The organism is Mycobacterium sp. E3339, assembly GCF_001666915.1.
Classification (GTDB): domain Bacteria; phylum Actinomycetota; class Actinomycetes; order Mycobacteriales; family Mycobacteriaceae; genus Mycobacterium.
The window spans coordinates 21,251-43,863 of sequence record NZ_LZIZ01000077.1 but is presented as its reverse complement, the minus strand read 5'-3'; the positions used below and the strand labels follow the sequence as shown (position 1 = coordinate 43,863).

The following is a 22,613-nucleotide window of genomic DNA, read 5'->3' as shown; positions in this document are numbered from 1 at the left end:
CGCGGTGCCTACGTCTTGCGCAGCGGCGCGGGACTCCACAGCCCGCTGCGCGTGGTCGTACCCAGCTGCAGCCGGGCGGGCTGGGCGTCGGCGTAATACGGCGTCAACCGTTGCAGCGAGCCCCAGTCACGCGACCAGTCGTCCTTCAGATAGGTGGCCATGGTGGTCGCCTTCAGCAGCAGCTCGGTGACCCCCAGCGGGCCACCACCGTTGTTGTCCATCACCGGCGAATTCGCTTCGGCGCCAAAGCGATCCGGCAGGATGCGCCACTTCGGCGTCTCGTCGACGCCGTTCTGGTGGCCGAACGGCCGCTGGCACGGGAACGCCAGCCCGACCAGCCAGTCCAGGAACACCGGGTCTTTGGATCCGACCACGTCCTGCAGCGTGCGCAGCTGCGGGATCCGCGGCGGTGTGAGCGCGATCCAGTGCTGCGGCGCCAGGTCCTCGTCGTCGGCGACCAACCGCAGCTGGGTGGCGTTACTGGGGATGGCCGACAGCGGCAACCGCAAGTTGCGCCACGCCGGCGAGGCCCCGACGTCGGCGAACTGGAACGACCCGCCGGGGTGTCCGCCGGCGGCCTCCTCGTCGGTGGCCCACTGAACCTGGACCTCGCGGGGGTCGAAGCGGCCGGCCGCGCTGACCACCAGCAGCGGCCCCGCCTTGTCGCGGGCCGGCAGGCGGTACCAGCCCGACCGCAGGTGGGCGGGCACCTGGATGCCGGGGCGCCAGCTGCCCAGGACGGGCGTGCGCGAGGGATCCAGGCTGTAGGGCAGCTGGGCCACCGAACCGTTGATTCCCGGCGCCGGGTTGGTGCCGCCTTCCGTGCCGGCCTCGGCGCCGGTGACCAGCTTGTCGTCGTTGATGAAGCTGCGGTCGCCCGGACGCTCCATCACCGGGTCGGCGCGGACGTCGGCGGGAATGCCGTTGGGGGTGAAGGCTTCCGACAAGCCCGCTCCCAGCGCGTCGCCCACCGAGGCGCCCACCGGGGCCAGCGCCCCGGCGTTGGGATCCTGTTCCACGAGCACGTCCTCGGCCAGGCCGCAGGACTTGCCGGCCAAAGCCTGCAGGTTGGAGCGGCCCACCGACCAGGCGGGGTACTGGTCGGTCATCGCCAGGGTCAGCGACGCGACCTCGAACACGACCAGCAACCATGTCGCAATTGCCAAGGGGGACTGGATGATTCCGGTCGCGCGGGTCCGGGACGACCCGTTGTTCGGTGAAACGAAATGGAACCATGCCGCCACCAGCAGCACCAGAACGGTCAGGCCGAGCAGCGCCGTGGCGAAGGCGTAATGCCACGCCGGGAACGAATTCGACCATGGCACACCGAAATTGGACACATACCACCAGCCGTTGACACTCGCGAACGACAACGCCGCCAGGAACAGCACCACCGCGGCGAACATGGTGCGGTTGCGCCGGGACCTCATCGCTGCGGCGGTCACCGCGACCGCGGCCAGCGCACCCAGCGATCCGGCCAACCCGGCGAACACCCCGAAGTGATGGGTCCACTTGGTGGGCGTGAACATCATCGCGATGAACGAGATGATGGTGATGCCGACGATGCGGCGGCTGGGCCCGGCGGCCGTGCCCGGAATTCGGCCCTTGCGCAACGACATTGCCACGGTGATCGCCAGCGCCAGGATCAGCGCCAGCACGGCGAAGCGGCGCGCGACCGACCCGTCGGGGCTGGCCATGAACAACCGCTCGTATCGGATGTGCTCGTCGAACCAACTCAGGCTGGGCCCGACGGCGCGCTTGAGCATGCTGGCCTGGATCTCACCGGCCAGCGTCTGGTCCCGGAAGATCAGGATGGTGGTGACGGTGACCGCGGCGAGCAGCGGCGCCACCAGGGGCAGCGCGCCGAACCGTTTGGACCTGCGGTGCAGGATGGTGCGCAGCGGCCCGATCGCGACCAGCAGGGCGCCGATGGAGGCGATGCCCGTCGGCCCGGAGAACAGGGTCAGCGCGCCGATGATGCAGGCGACCGCCACCGGCAGCAGCCGGCTGGTGGCCACCGCGCGCTCCACCGAGCACCAGGTGAGCAGGATGCCCAGCGCGATGATCGGCTCGGGGCGCAGGCCGTTGTTGAGCGGCAGCCACACCGCCAGGAACATGCCGGCCGCCGTCCACGCCGCACCGCGGTTTCGTTTGACGGCGTGGCCCAGGCGGGGCATCACTTCCCGGCTGATCACCCACCAGCACGTCAGCGCCATGGCCAGGGTGGGCAGTCGCATCCAGATGCTGGCCGTGCTGACGTGGGCCCACAGCGCCAGCAGGTCGTAGTACCAGCCGAAGGGGGCCTCCGGCGTGCCGAACCAGCGGTAGTAGTTGGCCATGTAGCCGGCGTGCTCGGACACCCGGGCCATGGTCAGGATGTAGCCGTCGTCGGAGGTGTTCGCACCGACGAACTGCCACCACACCAGAACGGCGATGACCAGCGCGTCCAGCCCGCTGACCGACCACCAGCGCGACGGCAGGAAGCGGCGGTGCCGGGTGCCGTCGGCGGTGTCGAGCAGATGCAGCGCGACCAGTGCGGCGGCCGTCAGGACGACCCCGAGGATCATCGCGGCCATCTTCAGCTGCGTCGGGCTGCTGCTGTAGCGGGTGTCGACGGTCGCCGAGAAGCTCAGGCCGGACGGGGTCGGCCCGGCGAGATCGGTGAAGACGCCGACGATCTGGGGCCGGAAGTCGTAGCCGCTCTTCTCCCCGCGCAGCGGCGCGCCGGGGTGCTCGGTGTTGGGGCCCTGGGTCAGCCCGACGAATTCGGCGGTGACCTTCTCGGCGTGCGCGGTGAAGGTCAACCGCTGGCAGGCCGGGCTGAGCACCTGGCTGAGCGGCGCGGTGACGACCGCGACGTTGCGCACCACCACCACCAGGTAGTCGTTGGCGCGCTGGATGAGCAGCCCGCGGTCGACGGCCTTGGGCGCCTGCTTGGGCACGGTGGACAACAGCACGGTCTTGCCGGCGTTCTGCGGTCCGGCCAGCCCGGCGGCGGCCTGGCAAGGCACGGTGATGTTGAGGTCGGTGGCCACGTACCCGATCAGGGGGGCGTCGACGCTTGCGAACGTGCCGTTTTGCGGCCAGTTCAGCTGCGCGGTGGTCTGATTGACCGGCAGCAGCGGGGTGGCGAGGGCCAGCAAAGCCCCGAGCAGCCCGGCGACGATTGCAACCCACCGAGTGATCCGGTGGTTCGCTCCCGTGTCGGTCACGGTGGTAGATGCTAGTTCTTCGACGCCCGGCGGCCCCTTTTGAGGCACGGTGTCGGTGCTCATCAGCGGCTCGGTCCGGGCTTGCGGATGGCCACCACGAACGGGCCGGCGCTGTGGACGACGAACTGCGGGCTCTCGAAGAGCGCGGCCCGCAGGTCGACGGTGTAGCGACGGACGTTGGGCTGGTTGGGGTAGACGTCCTCGGCGAGCCGCAGGGTGTAGTTGCCGTTTGCGCCGCGGCGCATCAGAAACACCGTCGGCGGCGGCCAGGGGCAGGTGTCCAGCGCGTGGAGGAGCTCGTCGGCGGACTTGAGTTTGGACCACTTGTTGATCTGGGCGGCCCGCAGGTCGAACTGCGCCAGCGGGTTGGCGTAGTGCGACGTCAGTCCCTGAAATCCCCAATAGGGATAGAACGACAGGAAGCTGTAGTCGGCGGTCATCACGACGGTCTGGTCGCGCGGCCGGCCGGTCACGGTCGTGATGGTGTGGTCGATGTCGGGGTAGAACTTCTCCGAGCTCGGCGGCCTGCGGTCGCCGCGCTGCCCGTTGCCGTCGGTGTCGGTGTAGGCGACGGTGAGGTCGGGCCGCAGCACGTCGGGAATGTCCTGGCTGAAAGCGATCGCCGCGGCCAGGCCGACGGCGCCGGCCAGGGGGAGCACGGCCCGGCTGCGCGCGGACAGCGCCCGCGTCGCCTCGACGAACCCGAACGCCCCGGCGGCCACCAGCAGCACCGTCAGGGTGGGCTGCAACCGGAACGACAGCAGCGTGGTGCGCGCCAGCGTGGTGAGCATCGACAGCAGCGACCATAGGTAAACGGCCAGCACGCCGATGGCCAGGGCGCCGGCCCGGACCGACGACCTCGCGCGCACGACCAGCCACAGCGCGCCCAGCAGGCAGACCGCCCCCAGCAGGGAGAACTGCAGCATCGGGAAGGTCAGCACGGCGCCGTCGGCCGGCAGGTAATGCGCGGCGCTGCCGGAGTTGCTCACCGGGCTGCCGACCGCCCGCAACAGGAACGGCAGCCAGGTGGTGCTCGCGATGGCCGCCGCAATTACCGCGATGACGGCCAGCCGACGCAGCGGCTCGAGCGCCGCCCTGAAACCGCCCTGCCGCCAGCGCGACCCGGCCACCCACAGGCCCATCACGCCGAACGTGAAGGCGCTGAAGCCGAACAGCAGCGTGTACCACGTCGCGGTGAAGCCCAGGAAAAGGCCGGCGGCGATGACGGCGGCCCAGCCGCTTCGCGCCTGTGGCTCCGCCGCCGCCTCGAGCGTCACGCCAGTGTGGCCGTCGGCGTCCGGCGTCACGCTGGCGTGACGCTCGGGGGGATCCCGCCGTTCGCCGGCGCGCAGCCCCGACCAGGTCAGCACCAGCACCGGCGGCAGCAGCACGGTGATCATCGCGGCGTACGGCTCGGGCGAACCGTAGGCGAGCGTCGCCGCGGCCGTCGCGGTGGTGACGATCAGCGCGTACTCGAACCGGATCATCCGCCACCACAGCACCAGCGCGACGGCGACCGCGATGGTGATCGAGGTGACGGCCCAGGGCTTGTACACCTCCCAGGCCGGCGTTCCGCTCAGCGCCGCGGCCCGCCCGCCGATCCAGAACCAGCCCGGCGGGTAGAACGGCGGCAGCCCGATGTAGGTCATGTCGCGCAGGGCCGGACTGTCGGCCAGCCGGGTCAGGTACTCGGTGCGGAACTGCTGATCGACGGAGACGCCGAACAGGTACAGCTTGGTCGCGCCCAGCGGCATGCCTAGGGTCACCACGGTGAACGCCGACACGAACACCAGCCCGGCCAGCTGCGCGGGCCGGCGCCACCGTCGCCATGCCCAACCCGCGGCTACCAGACCGGCCAGGCAGCCCACCTGTCCCACCGTGGTGAGCGCGTGCAGCTGGTTGGACGACGGGAAGGCGGGCCACTGCACCCGGGAGATCGCGGTCAGCGAGACCACGGCGACGACGACGGCCACCGCCACCGCCACGAACATCTGGCCTAGGCTGGCCAGGGCGTTACGCATGATCAGATGGGCAGCTTGCGGAAGATGGGCCGCGGGATGTGTCGCAACACCATCATCACGTACCGGAATGCTCCTGGCGCCCAAACCAATTCCTTACCCTTTGCGGCCGAGGTGACCGCGAGGTTGGCGACGTACTCCTTGTCGACGGTCAGCGGCGCTTCCTTGACGTGCGCGCTCATCCGGGTGCGGACCTGGCCGGGGCGGATCACCAGGACGCGAACCCCGTACTCGCGCAGGGCTTCTCCGAGTCCGAGGTAAAAGCCGTCCAGTCCCGCCTTGGTGGAGCCGTAGACGAAGTTGGACCGCCGCACCCGTTCCCCCGCGGCCGAGCTCATCGCGATGATCTGGCCGAAGCCCTGGGCCCGCATCTTCTCGCCGAGCAGCACTCCCACCGAAACCGCTGCGGTGTAATTGATTTCGGCGGCGAGCACGGCTTTCCGCTGGTCTTGCCACAGCTCTTCGGCGTCCCCGAGAATCCCGAAGGCGACGATGGCCACGTCGACGTCGCCGTGGGCGAACGCCTCCTCGATCATCTTCGGGTGGCTGTCGGGGTCGGTGGCTTCGAAGTCGATCAGCTCCACCGACCGCGCGCCCGCGGCCTTCATCTGGGCGACTGCGGCGTCGCGGCCCGGGTCATCGGGCATGGCGGCCAGCACGATCCGGGCGTGCGCGTTCTGCAGGTAACGCTCGCAGATGGCCAGCCCGATCTCCGAGGTACCGCCGAGCAGCAGGATGGTCTGCGGGTTACCCACAGCGTCGAGCACCATTTACAACAGCTCCAAACGTCGGGCCATGTCCGAGGCGAACACCCCCGAGGGATCCACCTTGCGGCGCACCGCGATCCACTCGTCGATGCGCGGGTACATGGCGTGAAAGGTTTCGGCGCTGGCACGAGAATCCTTGGCCGTGTAGACCCGGCCACCGAATTGCAGCACGCGCCGGTCGAGTTCGTTGAGGAACTCGTTGATCCCCGGCTTGTTGGGGAAGTCCATCGCCACGTTCCACCCGGCCATCGGAAAGCTCAGGGGCGCGCGGTTGCCCGGGCCGAACAGTTTGAAAACGTTCAACGCCGAGTAGTGGCCGCTGGTCTGGATCCAGCGGATGATGGCCTTGAATTCGTCCATCGCGTCCGGCGGAACTAGGAACTGGTGCTGGGCGAAACCCATTGGGCCGTAGGCATTATTCCATCCGCTGACCAGGTCGAGCATGTGGTAGAACTGCGACAGGTTCATGACCTTGCCGGAATAGGTGCCGCCCAGCCGGTAGTACACCTCGCCGATGGCCATGAACGACAGCTTGTTCATCGCGCTGACCGGAAACACGTTCGGCACCGTCAACAGTTGCGGCGCATCGAATTTCAGCGGATTCTTGGCCAGCTTCGCCGGCAATTGGTCCAGCTTCGCCAGGCTGCCCCGGCTGACCGCGGCCCGGCCTAGCTTGGGCGGCGGACTGATCAGGTCGAACCAGGCGCTCGAGTAGGTGTAGTTGGCCTCGCTGCCGTCGAGGTGGACCGCGACCGTCTCGTCGAGGTCCTTGGTGGCGACGCCGTCGGCGATGAAATAGGCCGTCTCCGTGGGTGTCATCTCGATGGTCGCGCGCAGCACGATCCCGGTCAGGCCGTTGCCGCCGACCGTGACCCAGAACAGCTCGGCGTCCGAGGCGTCCGGGCCGTCGGGGGTGATGGTGCGGATGGTGCCGTCGGCCATCAGCAGGTCCATCGAGCGGACGTGGTTGCCGAAGCTGCCCGCGCTGTGATGGTTCTTGCCGTGGATGTCGCAGGCGATCGCGCCGCCGACGGTGACCTGACGGGTGCCCGGCAGCACCGGAACCCACAGCCCGAAGGGCAGCGCCGCCTTCATCAGCTGGTCCAGGCTCACCCCTGCGTCGACATCGACCAGCCGGGTGTCGGCGCTGATCGAGTGGATGCGATTGAGCCCGGTCATGTCGATCACCAGGCCGCCCCCGTTCTGGGCGTTGTCCCCGTAGGACCGGCCCAGCCCGCGGGCGATGACGCCCCGCCCGTTCGGGCCGCCGGACTCGGCCACCCGCGCGACGGCCTTGGCGATCACCTCCGGATCGCGGGTCGAGAGCACCTCGGCCACCGACGGCGCGGTGCGGCCGAAGCCGGTCAGCCGGGTGGGGGTGGTTCCAAGGTCGGTGCTCAACATCGTCAAAGAGGCTACCGCCTGCCCGCGCGACGATGCGGGACGCTTGCGTCCCGAGGAGGAGGCGGGCAAGACCGCCGTGCGCAGGTGGCTCAGCGGATGCGGAAGATAACGGCTCGCTGCACGACGAAGTTGATCACCGTCGCGGTGCCCTGCGCGATCACGAACGCGACGGGTATCGCCCACCCGCGATAGTGCATTAGCGCAAGGCACAGGTGGTTCAGCCCGACCTGCACGGCGAAGGTGATGCCGTAGAGGATCATCACCGCGACGAAACGCGCGGTGCTGGGCGCCGCCTGGAACGTCCACCGGCGGTTGATCAGGTAGGCGGTGATGGTGCCGACGACGAAGCTGGTCGCCTTGGCCAGGTCGACCTGGACGCCCACCGCTTTGTACAGCGCCAGGTACAGGCCGAAGTCGACGATCCCGGCCAGGCCGCCGGTGACGACGAAACGCATCACCTGAGTCGTCAGGCTCAACTGCGGGCTGGGCGGTGCGGCATCGGGCGGCGGGGCAACCATCGGGGGGAGTCTATCCGGGCCGGCGGGCTGCGCCGGGGACGCTACGGGACGCTTTAGCGGGGCAGCTTGACCGCTATCAGCTCGACCTGATCCTCGCCCTGCGGCGTGGAGTAGGTCACCGTGTCGCCCGCCTTGTGTCCGGCCAACGCCTGGGCCAGGGGGCTGCGCGCGGTCAGCGTCTCGCCTTCCCGACCCACGGGCGTCTCTTCCACGATCGAGATCACGTGCATGGTGACCACTTCGCCGTCGGAGAAGCGCAGGGTCACCTCGGTGCCACCGGGCAGCGTCTCCGAGGCGTCGGGGTCGGACGGTCCGGTGCGCAGCCGGCGGTCCAGCTCGTTGATCCGGTCGCTGAGCCCCACCAGCTCCTCGGCGCGCTGGATCGCCTCGGCGGCGTCGCCGTGATCGCCCACCATGCCACGGTCGTTGCGGACCTCTACCTCGAGGCGGTCGCGCCGCTGCCGCAGCCGGTCGAGCTCCGCGGCCAGGCTCTCTTTCGCCGCGTCCGCCACTGATTGGGCTTTCTTAGCCACTTCCGTCGACCTTTCGCCTGCGGCCAGTTGGTTCGCCAATTATTCATTCATACGCCGCATATCCGCGTACACGCTTTCCTGAGAAACCCCCGAGGCCGACCGGGCAGGGTCCGGGGGCGCCGTTTCGCCGGCTCACACACCCGGGCGTCCGTCGCTGTGCGTCGTGGAGATTTCGTCGACGGCGGTCCACCGGGCGCGCTGGCTTGCCCGGGTCCGGCGGGAACCCCGGGAATCCGACAGCGCCGCGTGGCCCTCACGGCCGATTGACCTTGCGGCACAGAGCATTTCAGTAAAGCCGCCGCGTTCGGGTCCGATGCCTGGCCGTGCTTCGAATTGTCGTGCAAGTCAATAGGTTTCCAGTTTCCGTACCGAAGGAATCTTTTGGTGAGTTTTCTATGAACTTCGTCCAATCAGCGATAGGATTTCGTTCGCTACGGGGGCCCACTGAACTGTTCGAAGAGAGCAGGCCATGGACTTTGGGTCGCTGCCCCCCGAGGTCAACTCCGGGCTGATGTACACCGGTCCCGGATCGGGCCCGCTGCTGGCCGCGGCGGCAGCCTGGGATGCGGTAGCCGCAGAGCTGGAGTCGGCGGCCGCGGGCTATTCCTCCGAACTGACGGGCTTGACCGGGCTCTGGTTTGGGCCGTCGTCGATGGCGATGAATGTGGCGGCCGCACCCTATGTGGCATGGTTGGCCGCCGCTGCCGCCCAGGCCGGGGTCACGGCCACGCAGGCGTTTGCGGCGGCTGCCGCGTATGAGGCGGCATATCTGATGACGGTGCCGCCGCCGCTGATCGCCGAGAACCGGGCGCAACTGATGGCGTTGATCGCAACGAACTTCTTCGGGCAGAACACGCCTGCGATCGCGGCGACCGAGGCCGAGTACATGGCGATGTGGGTACAGGATGCGGTCGCGATGTACGGGTATGCCGTCGATTCGGCGGCCGCCAGTGCCTTGCAGTCGTATAGCGAGCCGCCGCAGACGACCAACCCGGCGGGCCAGAACGCCCAGGGCGGCGCGGTAGCCCAAAGCGCTGCGAACACCGCGGGATCCCAGACGCAGTCGGTGATTCAACAGCAGCTGACCTCGATCGCGACCCAGCAGCTGACCCCGACGACGGACACGCAACAACTGACCTCGACCGCGGCGACCCAGCAGCTGAGCTCGGCCGCGGAGAGCCAGCAGCTGGGCATGCCCATCGCGACCCAACAACTCACCCCGACGGTTTCGCAGCAGTCCGTCACGCCGACGACGACCACGCAGTCGGTTACGCCGATGGCGACCACGCCGCAGTCCGTCACGTCGACGTCGACCACGCAGTCGGTTACCCCGATGGCGACCACGCCGCAGTCGGCTGCGCCCGCGGCGACGTCACAATCGGTCACGCCCACCGCCTCCACGCAATCGGTTGCCCCCGCGGCGACGTCACAGTCGGTCACGCCCGCCGCCACCTCGCCGCAATCGGCCGCCCCGGCGGCGTCCACGCAGTCGGTGGCGCCGGCCGCGTCCCAGCCGCCGCTGTCGATCACCCACGTCATCATCAACGGCGTCGATCCGATCGACCTTCAGGGCACGATCCTGAACGGCCAAGTCGTCGAAGTCACCGCGGGCAATCCTGCCGTCACCCTGCCCGGCCAGACGCTCACCGTCGCCAGTGGCGGGCAGCTCATCATCGATGCGAACGCCAGCTACACCGACACCGGCACCCTGGCCATCAGCTCCGGCGGCGTGGTCACCGACAGCGGCACTCTGACCGTCAGCTCCGGCGGCATCCTGACCGACAGTGGCTCTCTGACCGTCAGCTCCGGCGGCGCGCTCACGGTGAGTACGGGCGGCGCCGACACCGGCTTCCTCTCGGTGACCGGCGGCGGCACGCTTACCGTCAACGGCGGCACGGTCACCGTCAACTCCGGCGGTGTCCTGACCGTGGGCACCACCACAGCCAACAGCGGCACCCTCACCATTACCGGCGGCGGCACTGTGTCCGACGGCGGGACGCTCACGGTCAACAGCGGCGGCGCCCTCAACGTCAGCACAGCGACCACCGGGGACACCGGCAGCCTCACGGTGACCGGCGGCGGCAACCTGACCGACACCGGCGGCAGTTTCACGGTCAACAGCGGCGGCACGCTCAACGTCAGCAATGCCACCGTTACCGGTGACACCGGCAGCGTCACTCTGAGCGGCACCACCCTGACCGACAGCGGGACGGTCAACGTCAACAGCGGCGGCACGCTCACCGGCGGTGTGGGATTCAGCGAGGGCGACATCACCGTCACCAGCGGCGGCACCCTGAACGTCAACAGCGGCGGCACTGTTGCCCTCAACTTCGGCGCCCTCACCGTGGACTCCGGCGGCCAGGCCTTCGACGGCGGCGCTATCACCACCGGCGCGCCCGGCACCGCGGGTGGCCTGGAGGTCTACGGCAATCTCACCGTCACCCAGGGCGGCAGCCTCACCCTCAGTTCCAGCTGCGACGCCGATATCTGGACCGGCGGCACCCTCGCCGTCAACCAGGGCGGCCAGGTCACTGCCGCCGGCGGCAATCTCATCTTCAACGGCGGCAGCCTGGTCGACAGCGGCACCGTCACCGTCAACGGCGGACAGTTCGCCGCCGGCGGCGGCACCGTGACCGTCAACAGCACCGGCGTCCTCACCTTTAACGGCGGCCAGTTCGGCCTCAGCACCAGCACCGTCAACGACTCCGGCGCGATCACGCTCAACAGCGGTACCTCCGTGCAGCTCCTGGGCACCAACACCATCACGGTCAATAGCGGCGGCACGTTCACCAACGGCATCACCCTCAACCTCCCGGCCAACACCACCATCAGTGCCAGCGGCGGGACCGTCGAAATCAGCAATGGCGGTGCCCTCACCATCCCGTCCGGCAACACCCTCGCGGTCACCCAAGGCGGCGCGCTCACTGTCGACAGTGGCGGCAGTCTCACCGTCAGCCACGGTGGTGCGGTCACGGTGGGCACGGCCAGCACCAACAGCGGCAGCTTCACGGTCGGCGGCACTGCGTCCGACGCCGGGACGGTCACGGTCGGCCACGGCGGCACTCTCACCGTCGGCACGGGTGGCACCAATACCGGCAGCCTGACGGTGACCGGAGGCGGCACCCTGTCTGACGGCGGGGCGACCACCGTCAACTCCGGCGGCACGCTGTCCGTGGGCACCACCACTGCCAACAGCGGCACCCTCACGGTGACCGGCGGCGGCAGCCTGTCCGACGGGGGCACTCTCACCGTCAATTCCGGCGGCACCCTCAACGTCAGCACCGCGACTACCGGGGACACCGGCAGCCTGACGATCACCAGTGGGGGCTCGTTGTCCGACGCGGGGACGGTCACGGTCAACAACGGCGGCACGCTGACCGTGAGCACGGGTGGCACCGACACGGGCAGCCTGACCGTTGGCGGCTTCCTGAAAGACTTCGGCACGGTCGCCATCAACACCGGCGGCACTATCACCGATAACACCGGCGGCAGCGTTTTCGTCTATTCCGGTGGCACCTTCACCGACGCCGGCACCCTCAACCTGAATGGTGGTGCCCTTACCCTCTCCGGCGGCACGCTGGACGTGGCCAGCGGCGGGGTTGTCAACGACGCCGGCTCATTCTCGGTGGGCAGTGGCACCGGCACCCTGACCATCGACAATGGCGGCACCTTCACGGTCGAGAACGGCGGCTACCTGCTCAGCAACCCGGGCACCATCACCGACTCCGGCTCGGTGGTTGTCGACAATGGCGGCTATGTGGGCTTCGCCAACAGCAGCTTCAACGTCACCGACGGCGGCTCGTTGACCATTCAGTCCGGCGGTGCGTTCAGCGACAACAGTGCCATGACTGTGACCTCTGGCGGCACGGTGACCGACTCCGGCGCGTTGACGGTCCAGCATGGCGCCACGCTGACGATCAGCCAGGGTGGTACCGACACCGGCAGTCTGACGGTGAGCGGCGGCGGCACGCTGTCCGACAGCGGGACCATCACGGTCAATAGCGGCGGCACGCTGACGATCAGCCAGGGTGGTGCCGACACGGGTGGCCTGACGGTGACCAGTGGTGGCACGTTGTCCGACGCCGGGACAGTCACGGTCGGCCAGGGCGGCACCCTCACCGTGAGCACGGGGGTCGGCACCGACACCGGCAGCCTGACCGTGACCGGTGGCGGCACGCTTTCAGACGGCGGGGCGCTTGCGGTCAACCACGGCGGCACGCTCAGTGTCAGCACTACGACCGCCGGGGACACCGGCAGCCTGACCGTGACCGGCGGCGGCAGCCTGACCGATACCAGCGGCACCCTGACCGTCAACGGCGGCGGCACGCTCAACGTCAGCAATGCCACCGTCACCGGCGACACCGGCAGCTTCACCGTGAGCGGCACCAACACCACCGTCACCGTGAATTCCGGGGGCGCGCTCAACGTCAACAGCGGCGGCACCATGACGCTGAACGGCGGCAACATCCTCACCGTCAATTCTGGCGGTGCAGTCACCGACAGCGGCACCTTCACCGCCGGCTCCAACCTGAGTAGCAGCAGCGTCAATGTCAACGGCAGTTTCACCGTCAACTCCGGCGGCCTCGTCGACATCAACGACGGCACCCAGTTCGAAATGTTCAGCGGCGGCAGTCTGACCGTCAACCACGGCGGCACGGTCGTCGTCGGCGGCCATGGCACCTTCGGCGGCGTCCTGGGCGCCCAACCCGGCGGCGCAATCACCGATAGCGGCACCATCACCGTCAACAGCGGCGCCCAGCTCTTCGTCAGCGCCGGCCACCCCCTGACCGTCAACACCACGGCCTCCATCGTCTTCAACAGCGGCGGCAATTTCTCGGCTATCGGCGTAACCATCAACGACTCGGGCGCTATGACGTTCAATAACGGCTCGGTGCTACTTCAGGTGAGCGGCAACACCATTAACGACTCGGGCGCTTTCACGCTCAATAACGGCACCCAGATATTCCAGTTCACTGGCAACGCGATCACGGTCGAGCACGGCGGCACGTTCACTGAGGGCATGACCCTGAATTTGGGCACCAACACCGTTACCGACAGCGGGACGTTCGAGATCACCAATAGCGGCGCGTTGACTGTCCCGTCCGGCAACACCGTTCAGGTCACCCAAGGCGGCGCGCTCACGGTCGACAGCGGCGGCAGCCTCACCGTGAGCAACGGCGGTGGCCTCACCGTGAGTACGGGTGGCACCGACACGGGCAGCCTCACCGTCGGCGGCACCGTGACCGACAGCGGGACGGTCACGGTCGGTCACGGCGGCACGCTGACGGTCAACAGCGGCGGCAACGTAGTCGACTACGGCGCTTTGACCGTCAACTCGGGCGGCACGCTCACCGACGCCGGGACGTTCCAGGTCGTCAACGGCGGGACGATGACCATCGACAGCGGCGGCACGGTCACCGTCGACAACGGTGGCGTCTTCTCCAACTACGGGGCCCTTGCCGATTCCGGCACGCTGACCGTCGACAACGGCGGGCACCTCTACACCATCGATCCGATGACGGTCACTAACGGCGGCACACTGACCGTCGATCAGGGCGGCACGCTGTTCGACTACGGACCCTTGACGGTCGACTCGGGCGGCACCCTGACCGACAACGGCACCCTGACCATCACTCAAACGGGCAACCTGAGCGACGCGGGCACACTGACCGTGAGCCCCGGCAGCACCCTGAACGACTACGGCACCCTCACCGTCAGCAGCGGCGGCACCCTTACCGACTCCGGCAGCATGACCGTCTACTCGGGCGGCAGCCTGGTCGACAACGGCACACTCACTGTCAACGACGGCGGCAGCTTGGGAGTCTTCTCGGGCGGAACCCTGACCGACAGCGGCACTCTCACCGTCGATGACGGCAGCTTCCTCGGTAACTTCGGCACCACGACGGTCGATGCGGGCGGCACGCTGACCGTCGAGCACGGCGGCTCACTGGGTAACTTCGGCGGCACGATGGAAGTCAGCAGCGGCGGCACAATCAACGTCAACTCCGGCGGCACCTTCACCGAGGGCGCGGCGCTGACGATCGACCACGGCGGCGCGTTGATCGACAACGGCACGCTCACCGTCAGCCCCGGCGGCGTGGTCAACGACGCCGGTGCATTCTCCATCAACTCCGGTGGTGTGGTCACCATCGACCCCACCGGTGTCATGAGTGTCACCGGCGGGACGTTGACGGTCGACGACGGCTCCTATTTGATCGTCCACACCGGGGCCACCGTGCCGCTAAACCAGGGCGGCGCGCTGATTATCGGGCCCCACGAAATGGTCACCATCGGTCAGGGCGGCTCTTTCACCACCCACGGCGTCGTCGGCCAGGTGATCATCAGCCCGGCGGGCCCGCCGAGCCCGGTGCCGGAGGCAGTCGCCGGCGCGGCCTCACCTGGCCTGTCGGGGACCTCGGGCCTGTCGGGTCTCTCGGGAATCCAGTCTCAACGGGACAATGGGATGCTGGACATGGATCTCGGCGACCTGTCCAACGTGTTGTCCGACGACCTCGCCTACAGTGGCGATTAGTGTTGCAGCACAGGCGAATTCACGAATTACTTGATTCGGAGTTCGTGGTGAGCGGCGGCGCGGCGGCTTCGTCGTCGTAGTAGTCGACGGTGCCGCGCAGGGCGTCGAAAATGGCCCGGCCCTGCGCCACCAGCCCGCTGGCCACCTCGGTGAGTCCCTCGGCGCCGTTGAGCACCGTCACGTTCGCGTTGGCGAGCCCCCGGGCCGCCTTCTCCACGATCTCGGGCAGCTGATCGATCAGCGCCTTGTCCAGCGCGACCCGGTTGTGCGACGCCGCGGCCTCGGCCTGGATCTTCATCTTCTCCGCGTCGGCGACGGCCAGGATCCGCACGCGTTCGGCTTCGGCCTCGGCGGGCTTGACCACCTCGGCAACCAGTTCCTGCTGGCGCAGTTCGGCGGCGCGCTGGGCCAGCTCGGTGCGCATCTGCAGCACCTCGCGCTGGGCCTCGGCTTCGGCGAGCGGCCCCGCCTGCGCGGCCTCGGCCTGGGCCTTGTCGACCTCGGCCTTGTACTGCGCCTTGACGATTGCGGTCTCGCGGGCGAATTCCGCCTGCTTGCGCTGCGATTCCTGCTCGGCTTCGGCGGCCGCCTGATTCGCCTGGGCCTGGGCGATCTGGGCCTGCTGCTGGATGGCCGCGTTGTGCGGCGCCGACATCGCGTTGATGTAGCCGAGCCCGTCGTCGTCGATGGATTGGATCTGCAGCGCGTCGACGGTGAGCCCGATGCGGGCCATCTCCTCCTTGGAGCCGTCGAGCACCTCGGTCGCCAGTTTCTGGCGTTCCCGGATGATCTGCTCGACGGTCATCGAGCCGATGATCGACCGCAGGTGGCCGGCGAAGATGCGGCCCGTCAGCACGGACATCTGATCCTGTTCGGACAGGAATCGCTGGGCGGCGCTGATGATGCTTTCGGTGTCGTTGCCAACCTTGAACGCGATCACCGCCCGGACGTTGAGCGTGATGCCCTGCTGGGTCACGCATTTCTCGGCCACCTCGGCCTCACACATCGCCAGCGTGAGGAAGCGGGCCTTGCGGAAGAACGGCATGATGAAGGCGCCGTGGCCGGTCACGACGCGAAATGGGGCGTTGCTCTTGCTTCGGCCGCCCGAGATCAGCATCGCCTCGTCGGGGGAGGGCACCTTGTAACCGAGCATGGGGACTCCTTTTGGGTTTCGCTGTTGTATCCCGGACGATCCGGGCGGTCAATTCAGATCAGGCGAGGCCGTGCCAGGGTTCGACGACCACCGTCCGGGCTTCCCTGACCTCCACCACCAGCACCTCGGCGCCCTTCGGCAGCGGCTCGTCGGACCACGCCAGGAAGGCCTCCTTGGCGCCGCGCACGGTGACCAGTACCTCCCCGGCGCCGCGGTCGCCACGGGTTGCCACGGTCAACGTCCCAACGCAGCCGATTGCCGAGGCGTCGCTCACGAACGCATACTCCCGCATCGGCATTGCGAGCGTCGTGTTTCGTTCTAAACGGGTCCCGCCGTCAGGGTGACGACGTTGTTGCGGCTCTCGCGCGCCTTGATCCGCGATACCCAGACGCGGCCGCCGGTCGCCCGCTCGACGATGCGTTCGACCGTCTCGAAGGTCCAGGCGGCCGTGCCGGCCATCCCGGTGTCGTCCATGATCCGCAGGTCGATGACGCCCCGGTCGGCCAGCAACTCGAACAGGTCGCGCTGGGGGTCGTCGACGGCGATCAGCGTGGTGTGGTCGAACTGGTCGCGCAGCGCCGTCTTGACCTCGTCGAGGGTGCCCTCGTCGATCACCGCCTCGGTTTCGGGTTCGGTTTCGGCGCAGGCGAATTCGATGTCAAAGGCCCGCTCGAAGCCGTGCAGGAAGAAGCGTTTGCCTTGGTTGGCCCACGAGCGGTGGCAGCAGGGCAAGTTGTCGAACAACTTGCGCAGGTGGAACCGGGCCGTGCGGCCCAGCGGGGCGTCGGCGCGGTGCATCGTGGCCACGCGGGCGCCGTCGAGGTAGATGGTGTTGCCCATGGACCGCAGCCTCTGTCGCGCTCCTTGCGGGATCCTCAAAGGATCCTTGGAGGCCTATCGTTGATGACATGAACGTCGGTCCGGTGAAGTGGTCGACAGTCGTGGCGGCCCCGCTGTGCGCCGCGCTGCTTTCTGCCGCCCCGGCCGCGGCGGATCCACCCGACGATGCCTTCCTCGGGGCCCTCGCCGACAACGGGATCGTCATCAACGACCCGGGCACCGCGATCTCGATGGCCCGCTCGGTGTGCGCCGGGCTGGACAACAACCAGCGGTCGAGCCTGCTCGCGATGAAGGTGATGAAAGACACCAGTCTGACGGCGCGACAGGCCGGGTTCTTCGTCGGCCTTTCGGTGTCCGCCTACTGCCCGCAATACAAAGGGCAGATCGATGATTCGCTCGCCTGGCTCGATCCCGGCCCGCCGCTCATGTGAGCTAGACCCAGTACGGCACCCGGGCCCGGTATTGCCGCATCGCGACCGCCGCCAACAACCAGCCGACCACGGTGAGCACCGCCACCACGGCCCAGTGCCGCAACTCCTGATGGGCGCCGAGCAGCGGCGCGCGCACGATGTCGAGATAGTGCAGCAGCGGGTTGAGCTCGACGATCTTCGACCACCGGCCCGCGCCCTGCTGCCGCAGCGTGTCGTCGTTCCAGATGATCGGCGTCATGAAGAACAACAGCTGCACCACCGAGAACAGCAGCGGCCCGATGTCGCGGTAGCGGGTGGCCAGGATGCCGAAACACAGTGACACCCAAATGCAATTCAGCACGATCAACGCCAGCGCCGGGATCACCGACAGGTCCGCCCACGACCACGGCTTCGGATAGATCATCGCGATGACGACGTAGATGACGATGTTGTGCGCGAACAAGATCATCTGCCGCCACACCAGGCGGTACACGTGCACCGACAGCGGGGTGGGGAGTTGCTTGATCAGACCCTCGTTGGCGACGAAGACGTCGGCGCCCTCCAGAATGGCCGCGTTGATGAGGTTCCAGATGATCAGGCCGAGCGTCACGTAGGGCAGGTGCACGGACAGCTCGAGGTGAAAGAGCTTGGAGTACAAGCCGCCCATCGCGACGGCGGTGGTGCCGGTCGCGATGGTGATCCAGAACGGCCCCAGCACCGAGCGGCGGTAGCGCTGCTTGATGTCCTGCCAGCCCAGGTGCAGCCACAACTCGTGCCGGCGGAAGCCCGCGACCAGATCGCCCCGGGCGCGGGTGAAGGTCCGCGACTGGGCAGCGGCGTCCAGAAACGTCATTGCGTGCCTCCCGGACTCGATGGTGGCGACCCGCCGAACTGCTCCCGACGGCCCAAGCGGCGCAACCGAATCCACTCCGCCAGGCCCCTGGGGTCGCGGCGGGTCAGCAGAAAGTACCAGCCGAACCGCACCCACTCCTGCACCTGCAGCTTGCGCAGCCCCGGCTGGGACAACAGGTAGCCGCGGTTGCGATAGGTGTAGAACCGCTTGGTCGGGTCGTCGGGGTACTGGGTGTGCATGCGGCCGCCCAGGATCGGCCGGAATTCCGCGGACCCGCAGGGGTGCAAGTAGATCGCGTCCAGGCAGGTGCCGAACGGTAGGCCCGACCGCACCAGTCGCCGATGCATCTCGACCTCGTCGCCGCGGATGAACAGCCGCAGGTCGGGGACGCCGATCGCTTCGAGCGTGGACGCCCGGAACAACGCGCCGTTGAACAGCGACGCGATGCCGGGCAGCAGGTCCTGCCCGGGCTCGGTGCGCAATTCGCTTGCGCGCCTGCGCCATACCAGCCCGCGGCGCAGCGGGAACGCGAGCCGCTCGGGGTCGTCGAGGTTGCACACCATCGGTGACACCTCGGCCAGGCCGTGCTTCTGCGCGCACGCCAGCAGGGTGGCCAGCACGTGCGAGTCCTGCGGCCGCCCGTCGTCGTCGGCCAGCCACACCCAGTCGGCCCCCTGCGCCAACGCGTGCAACATGCCCAGCGCGAAACCGCCTGCGCCGCCGAGGTTTCGGCGGGAGGCCAGGTAGCTGGTCGGGATCGGCTGGCCGGCGACCAGGTCGCGGACCCGGCCGTCGCCGCACCCGTCGTTATCGACGATGATCAGGTGATCGGGCAACCTGGTCTGGCTGCTCAGGGTGCCCAGCGACTTGGCCAGCTCGTCGGGGCGCCGGTGGGTGACGACGACGGCGACGACGGACTCACTCATCCCCGGATGCTCTTTGCGCCAGCGGCTTTTCTGCGGCCGTCTCGGCCAGCACCTCGCGTACGTGCCGGGCCGCGTCCTCACCCTCGTAGGCGCGCACCACGTCTTCGATGCCGCCGGACTGGCGGATCACGCCGTGGTCGATCCACATCGCCGTCTTACAGAGGCGGGCGAGGAATTCGTTGGAATGGCTGGCGAATACCAGGATTCCGGACCGCTCGACCAAGCCCTGCAACCGGGACTGGGCCTTCTTCAAGAAGTCGGCGTCCACCGCGCCGATGCCCTCGTCGAGCAGCAGGATCTCGGGGTCGATGCTGGTGACCACGCCCATGGCGAGCCGCACCCGCATGCCGGTCGAGTACGTGCGCAGCGGCATCGACAGGTAGTCGCCCAACTCGGTGAACTCGGCGATCTCGTCGACCTTGGCCAGCATCTGCTTGCGGGTCTGCCCCAGGAACAGCCCGCGGATGATGATGTTCTCGTAGCCAGAGATCTCGGGGTCCATGCCGACTCCGAGGTCGAAGACCGGTGCGACCCGGCCGGTGACCTGCGCCCAGCCGCGGGTGGGCTCGTAGATCCCCGAAAGTAGGCGCAGCAGAGTCGATTTCCCCGCGCCGTTGTGGCCGACCAGCCCGACCCGGTCACCCAGCTCGAGCGACATGGTGATGTCGCGCAGCGCCTCGACGACGACCACGTTGGACGCGTTGCGGCCGATGGTGCCGCCCGCCTTGCCCAGGAAGGCTTTCTTCAGCGAGCGCGACTTCGCGTCGAAAATGGGAAATTCCACCCACGCGTTGTGCGTCTCGATGTGAGGACCCGCCACCGTGCTTCGCTTTACAGGTACTGACCGTGCCCGGATCCGCCGGGCTTGCCGATGCCCGGGGGCAGCGCGCCCTGACGCATCTTCTCCAGCTGCGCGCGGGCGGCCATCTGCTGCGCGAACAGCGCCGTCTGGATGCCATGGAACAGGCCCTCCAGCCAGCCGACCAGCTGCGCCTGGGCGATGCGCAATTCGGCGTCGGACGGCGCCGCGTCCTCGTTGAACGGCAGGGTGAGGCGGTCGAGCTCTTCGCGAAGTTCCGGCGCCAGGCCCTCTTCCAGTTCGCGGATGCTGGTCGCGTGGATCTCGCGCAGCCGGTTGCGGCTGGCCTCGTCGAGGGGTGCGGCGCGGACCTCCTCGAGCAGTTGCTTGATCATCGTTCCGATGCGCATCACCTTGGCCGGCTGCTCGACCAGATCGGTCAGTGAGCGCTCGTCGGAGTCATCCTCCGCCACCGCCATGATCCGCGGGTCGACGCCGCCGATGATCTCAATGCCATCGTCGTCGTTGCCGGTACTCATCCATCACCATCCTTTGCGCACTAAGAGTGCGGCGCCGCGCCGTCGTTTCCGCGCCATTCGTAGATTCGGGCTCCACCGTTGTCGTAGATCAGCGCCCACGACTTCGATTTATCCAGTGACACTAGTCCGTCGGGTACGGCGAAGCCCCGGACCGTCGGCATGCTCGTGTAGATGTACCGGATATTGAGCGCTTTGATCGCCTCGACCACCCGGGGATCGGACTCACCCTTGCGGGCGCCGGCCCAGAAGATGTAGCGGTTGGGGCCGGGGCCCATTTGCTGCGGGTAGTCGTAGTGGGTCCAAAGCGGGTGCAGGTCGGCGACGGCGTACATCCACGCCGTGCCGTCGGTGTTGGCGTTGCCGATCACGGTGGTGTGCGCCCCGGGCAGCTTGGACAGATAGGCCATGGCCATCAGGTCGCGCTGGTCGATCATCACCGAGTCGTACTTGTCGCCGAACAGGACCAGGTGCCGATAGAAGTAGTGGCGGGCGGTGAACACGGTCGTGGCCACCAGCAGGACCGCGGTGGCCGCGGTCCAGGCCGGCGCCGGCAAGGGTTTGAATCGGCCGGCGACTCGTCGGGCGCCGGCCATCACCACCATGACGATCAAGAACAATGCGACACCGGCCATCGGCTCGAGCAGCAGCGTGATGGCGGCCGAAATGCGGCGCGGGTCCTTGTAGAAAAACTCCCCGAACGCGCCGGCCACCGCGCCGAGCGGGCCGCCGAGCGGTGTTCCCGCGTCGACGTCGACCACCACGAGCAACAGCCACACCGCCAGCGGCCACCAGATCCTCTTGTAGGCGAAGATGATTCCGCCGACGATCGCCAGCGTCATCAGCCCGTACTGGTACGGGAAGTCGTTGAGATGACGCGAGTGCTGGAAGACGGCATCCCACACCCCCCGCTTCTTGCTGAGCTTGGTCAGGAATGAGTGCCCGGCGATGATGTCTTCCTGCTGGCGGACGCTGATGAACTGCGGCAGCAGGATCAGCGCGGTGGTCACCGTCACGCCGGCGAGCGTCATTGCGTCGGCGAGCCGCCCGCGCACCGGATTCCACAGCACGTCCAGCAACCACCAGGCCACCAGGAACAGCACGACGATGAACCCGCCGGTCAGGTGCACGGACATCAGCCCGACGAAGGCCAGCACCGCTAAGGGGATCCGGTCGCGGTGCCGCAGCGTCGAGGCGATCAGCACGAAGGTGGGGACGACGACGCCGTAGGCGGCCAGGTTGGGCATCGCGGCGACGCCGAACTCGACGTAGGGCAGGGAGGTGAACGAAACGGAGAGCGCGGCGGTGGTGGCGGCCGCCGCGGCGGTGCGCCATTCCCCCCAGCGCCCCCGCAGCAGCTTCCAGGTCAGCATCGCCGCGCCGGCGGGGAACAGCCACACCGAGGCCGCCACCGAGCTCACCGTGTAGCCGGTCGTGGGCGCCGCCCCGGTGAGCTGACAGAACACCGCCACCCACGCGTGGAACACCGACGGGTAGTACAGCGTCTGATGCGTCTCGACGTTGCGCAGCTCGCCCATGTGGGTGGACGACGCCTGCCCGGTGTCCAGGATGAACCGCACCTCGTTGGCGTGCCAGACGGCGTCCCACGTGCTCGGCACCGTCTGCCAGTGGGCGGCCAGGCCGCGGTAGGCCGCCCACATGATCAACAGCGCACCCAGCAGCACCCCGGCCGCCACGGTCAGCGCCGGCAACCGGCCGATCCCGCGCGCCTCGGCCTCGGTGTCGCGGAAGCGGCCGAGCAGCAGCTGCAGGACCGTCATCGCCAGGCACACCACGATCAGCGTGGCCAGCGCGGTCCAGCCGTTCCACGGGATTCCGACGGCGCCGAACGGGATGATCGCCAGCGCGATGGCGCCGTAGGTCAGCGCCGGGCCGACCGCGACGGCGATGGGCCAACTCAGCTGACTGATTCGCGCGATGACCGCCCCGGGCGCTATCAGCAAGAACAATGCGATCAGCGTTCCGAACCAGAGGCCCACTCGACTAGTATGGCTGGCCGGGTGTCCTGCCTCTTCGAAGCCACCGGCACGCTGGAACGGCTCGAGCGTCTCCGGGCACCCGCTACCGTCACAGTTTCGCGGAGAAGCGGAA

The 22,613-nt window shown here is 68.2% G+C and carries 16 protein-coding genes; 2 read left to right on the top strand and 14 right to left on the bottom strand.

The window, feature by feature from the left end; all coding sequences use genetic code 11:
• Window positions 1-8: 8 nt before the first annotated feature.
• The 6 genes from A5702_RS06945 to A5702_RS06920 form a co-directional block, all read right to left on the bottom strand.
• Window positions 9-3,275 carry an arabinosyltransferase domain-containing protein gene (locus tag A5702_RS06945; RefSeq protein WP_156669514.1) on the bottom strand — a complete coding sequence of 1,089 codons (3,267 nt, stop codon included), beginning with the start codon at window positions 3,273-3,275 and terminating at the stop codon, window positions 9-11.
• Complete coding sequence (locus tag A5702_RS06940; protein WP_068219398.1) at window positions 3,275-5,233, bottom strand: galactan 5-O-arabinofuranosyltransferase; 1,959 nt, start codon at window positions 5,231-5,233, stop codon at window positions 3,275-3,277. Before A5702_RS06940 ends, A5702_RS06945 begins: the two co-directional genes overlap by 1 nt.
• A gap of 2 nt (window positions 5,234-5,235) precedes the next feature.
• Window positions 5,236-6,000: a decaprenylphospho-beta-D-erythro-pentofuranosid-2-ulose 2-reductase gene (locus tag A5702_RS06935; RefSeq protein ID WP_055404588.1), complete on the bottom strand. Its 765-nt coding sequence runs from the start codon at window positions 5,998-6,000 to the stop codon at window positions 5,236-5,238.
• Entirely contained in the window at window positions 6,001-7,401 is a 1,401-nt protein-coding gene (locus tag A5702_RS06930; RefSeq protein ID WP_068219393.1) for an FAD-binding oxidoreductase, read from the bottom strand.
• An 89-nt stretch (window positions 7,402-7,490) separates the two neighbouring features.
• Window positions 7,491-7,856, bottom strand: a complete 366-nt coding sequence (locus tag A5702_RS06925) for a GtrA family protein (RefSeq protein WP_156349657.1) — start codon at window positions 7,854-7,856, stop codon at window positions 7,491-7,493.
• Between the two features lie 116 nt (window positions 7,857-7,972).
• Window positions 7,973-8,452, bottom strand: a complete 480-nt coding sequence (locus A5702_RS06920) for a GreA/GreB family elongation factor (protein WP_055404591.1) — start codon at window positions 8,450-8,452, stop codon at window positions 7,973-7,975.
• A 469-nt stretch (window positions 8,453-8,921) separates the two neighbouring features.
• Between A5702_RS06920 and A5702_RS06915 the strand changes: the two genes are divergently transcribed.
• Window positions 8,922-14,984, top strand: coding sequence for a PPE domain-containing protein (locus A5702_RS06915; RefSeq protein WP_068219386.1), 6,063 nt, complete (start codon window positions 8,922-8,924; stop codon window positions 14,982-14,984).
• Between the two features lie 19 nt (window positions 14,985-15,003).
• Here A5702_RS06915 and A5702_RS06910 read toward each other — a convergent pair whose 3' ends face one another.
• The 3 genes from A5702_RS06910 to A5702_RS06900 are packed head-to-tail and all read right to left on the bottom strand — an operon-like array spanning window position 15,004 to window position 16,977.
• Window positions 15,004-16,137, bottom strand: a complete 1,134-nt coding sequence (locus A5702_RS06910) for a flotillin family protein (RefSeq protein WP_068219367.1) — start codon at window positions 16,135-16,137, stop codon at window positions 15,004-15,006.
• A 58-nt stretch (window positions 16,138-16,195) separates the two neighbouring features.
• Window positions 16,196-16,411 carry a hypothetical protein gene (locus tag A5702_RS06905; RefSeq protein WP_082459932.1) on the bottom strand — a complete coding sequence of 72 codons (216 nt, stop codon included), beginning with the start codon at window positions 16,409-16,411 and terminating at the stop codon, window positions 16,196-16,198.
• 44 nt (window positions 16,412-16,455) lie between these two features.
• Window positions 16,456-16,977: a 6-carboxytetrahydropterin synthase gene (locus tag A5702_RS06900; RefSeq protein ID WP_055404594.1), complete on the bottom strand. Its 522-nt coding sequence runs from the start codon at window positions 16,975-16,977 to the stop codon at window positions 16,456-16,458.
• Between the two features lie 68 nt (window positions 16,978-17,045).
• On the opposite strand from A5702_RS06900, the gene A5702_RS06895 reads away from it, so the two are divergent.
• Window positions 17,046-17,408 carry a DUF732 domain-containing protein gene (locus tag A5702_RS06895; RefSeq protein WP_055404595.1) on the top strand — a complete coding sequence of 121 codons (363 nt, stop codon included), beginning with the start codon at window positions 17,046-17,048 and terminating at the stop codon, window positions 17,406-17,408.
• Window position 17,409: 1 nt separating this feature from the next.
• Here A5702_RS06895 and A5702_RS06890 read toward each other — a convergent pair whose 3' ends face one another.
• The 5 genes from A5702_RS06890 to A5702_RS06870 are packed head-to-tail and all read right to left on the bottom strand — an operon-like array spanning window position 17,410 to window position 22,501.
• Window positions 17,410-18,240, bottom strand: a complete 831-nt coding sequence (locus A5702_RS06890) for an ABC transporter permease (RefSeq protein ID WP_067823752.1) — start codon at window positions 18,238-18,240, stop codon at window positions 17,410-17,412.
• Window positions 18,237-19,166 carry a glycosyltransferase gene (locus A5702_RS06885; protein WP_068219361.1) on the bottom strand — a complete coding sequence of 310 codons (930 nt, stop codon included), beginning with the start codon at window positions 19,164-19,166 and terminating at the stop codon, window positions 18,237-18,239. The genes A5702_RS06890 and A5702_RS06885 overlap by 4 nt, the downstream gene beginning before the upstream one ends.
• Entirely contained in the window at window positions 19,159-19,986 is an 828-nt protein-coding gene (locus A5702_RS06880; protein WP_055405602.1) for an ABC transporter ATP-binding protein, read from the bottom strand. Before A5702_RS06880 ends, A5702_RS06885 begins: the two co-directional genes overlap by 8 nt.
• A gap of 11 nt (window positions 19,987-19,997) precedes the next feature.
• Complete coding sequence (locus A5702_RS06875) at window positions 19,998-20,504, bottom strand: bacterial proteasome activator family protein (RefSeq protein ID WP_055405601.1); 507 nt, start codon at window positions 20,502-20,504, stop codon at window positions 19,998-20,000.
• A 20-nt stretch (window positions 20,505-20,524) separates the two neighbouring features.
• A complete protein-coding gene (locus A5702_RS06870) occupies window positions 20,525-22,501 on the bottom strand; it encodes a DUF6541 family protein (RefSeq protein WP_068219357.1) in 1,977 nt (658 codons plus the stop codon).
• Window positions 22,502-22,613: the final 112 nt, after the last annotated feature.

Coding starts and splice junctions, on each gene's coding strand:
- A5702_RS06940 (WP_068219398.1), bottom strand. CDS start 5,233: ATGCGTAACGCCCTGGCCAGCCTAGGCCAGATGTTCGTGGCGGTGGCG.
- A5702_RS06900 (WP_055404594.1), bottom strand. CDS start 16,977: ATGGGCAACACCATCTACCTCGACGGCGCCCGCGTGGCCACGATGCAC.
- A5702_RS06895 (WP_055404595.1), top strand. CDS start 17,046: ATGAACGTCGGTCCGGTGAAGTGGTCGACAGTCGTGGCGGCCCCGCTG.
- A5702_RS06890 (WP_067823752.1), bottom strand. CDS start 18,240: ATGACGTTTCTGGACGCCGCTGCCCAGTCGCGGACCTTCACCCGCGCC.
- A5702_RS06945 (WP_156669514.1), bottom strand. CDS start 3,275: ATGAGCACCGACACCGTGCCTCAAAAGGGGCCGCCGGGCGTCGAAGAA.
- A5702_RS06910 (WP_068219367.1), bottom strand. CDS start 16,137: ATGCTCGGTTACAAGGTGCCCTCCCCCGACGAGGCGATGCTGATCTCG.
- A5702_RS06885 (WP_068219361.1), bottom strand. CDS start 19,166: ATGAGTGAGTCCGTCGTCGCCGTCGTCGTCACCCACCGGCGCCCCGAC.
- A5702_RS06935 (WP_055404588.1), bottom strand. CDS start 6,000: ATGGTGCTCGACGCTGTGGGTAACCCGCAGACCATCCTGCTGCTCGGC.
- A5702_RS06875 (WP_055405601.1), bottom strand. CDS start 20,504: ATGAGTACCGGCAACGACGACGATGGCATTGAGATCATCGGCGGCGTC.
- A5702_RS06915 (WP_068219386.1), top strand. CDS start 8,922: ATGGACTTTGGGTCGCTGCCCCCCGAGGTCAACTCCGGGCTGATGTAC.
- A5702_RS06925 (WP_156349657.1), bottom strand. CDS start 7,856: ATGCGTTTCGTCGTCACCGGCGGCCTGGCCGGGATCGTCGACTTCGGC.
- A5702_RS06930 (WP_068219393.1), bottom strand. CDS start 7,401: ATGTTGAGCACCGACCTTGGAACCACCCCCACCCGGCTGACCGGCTTC.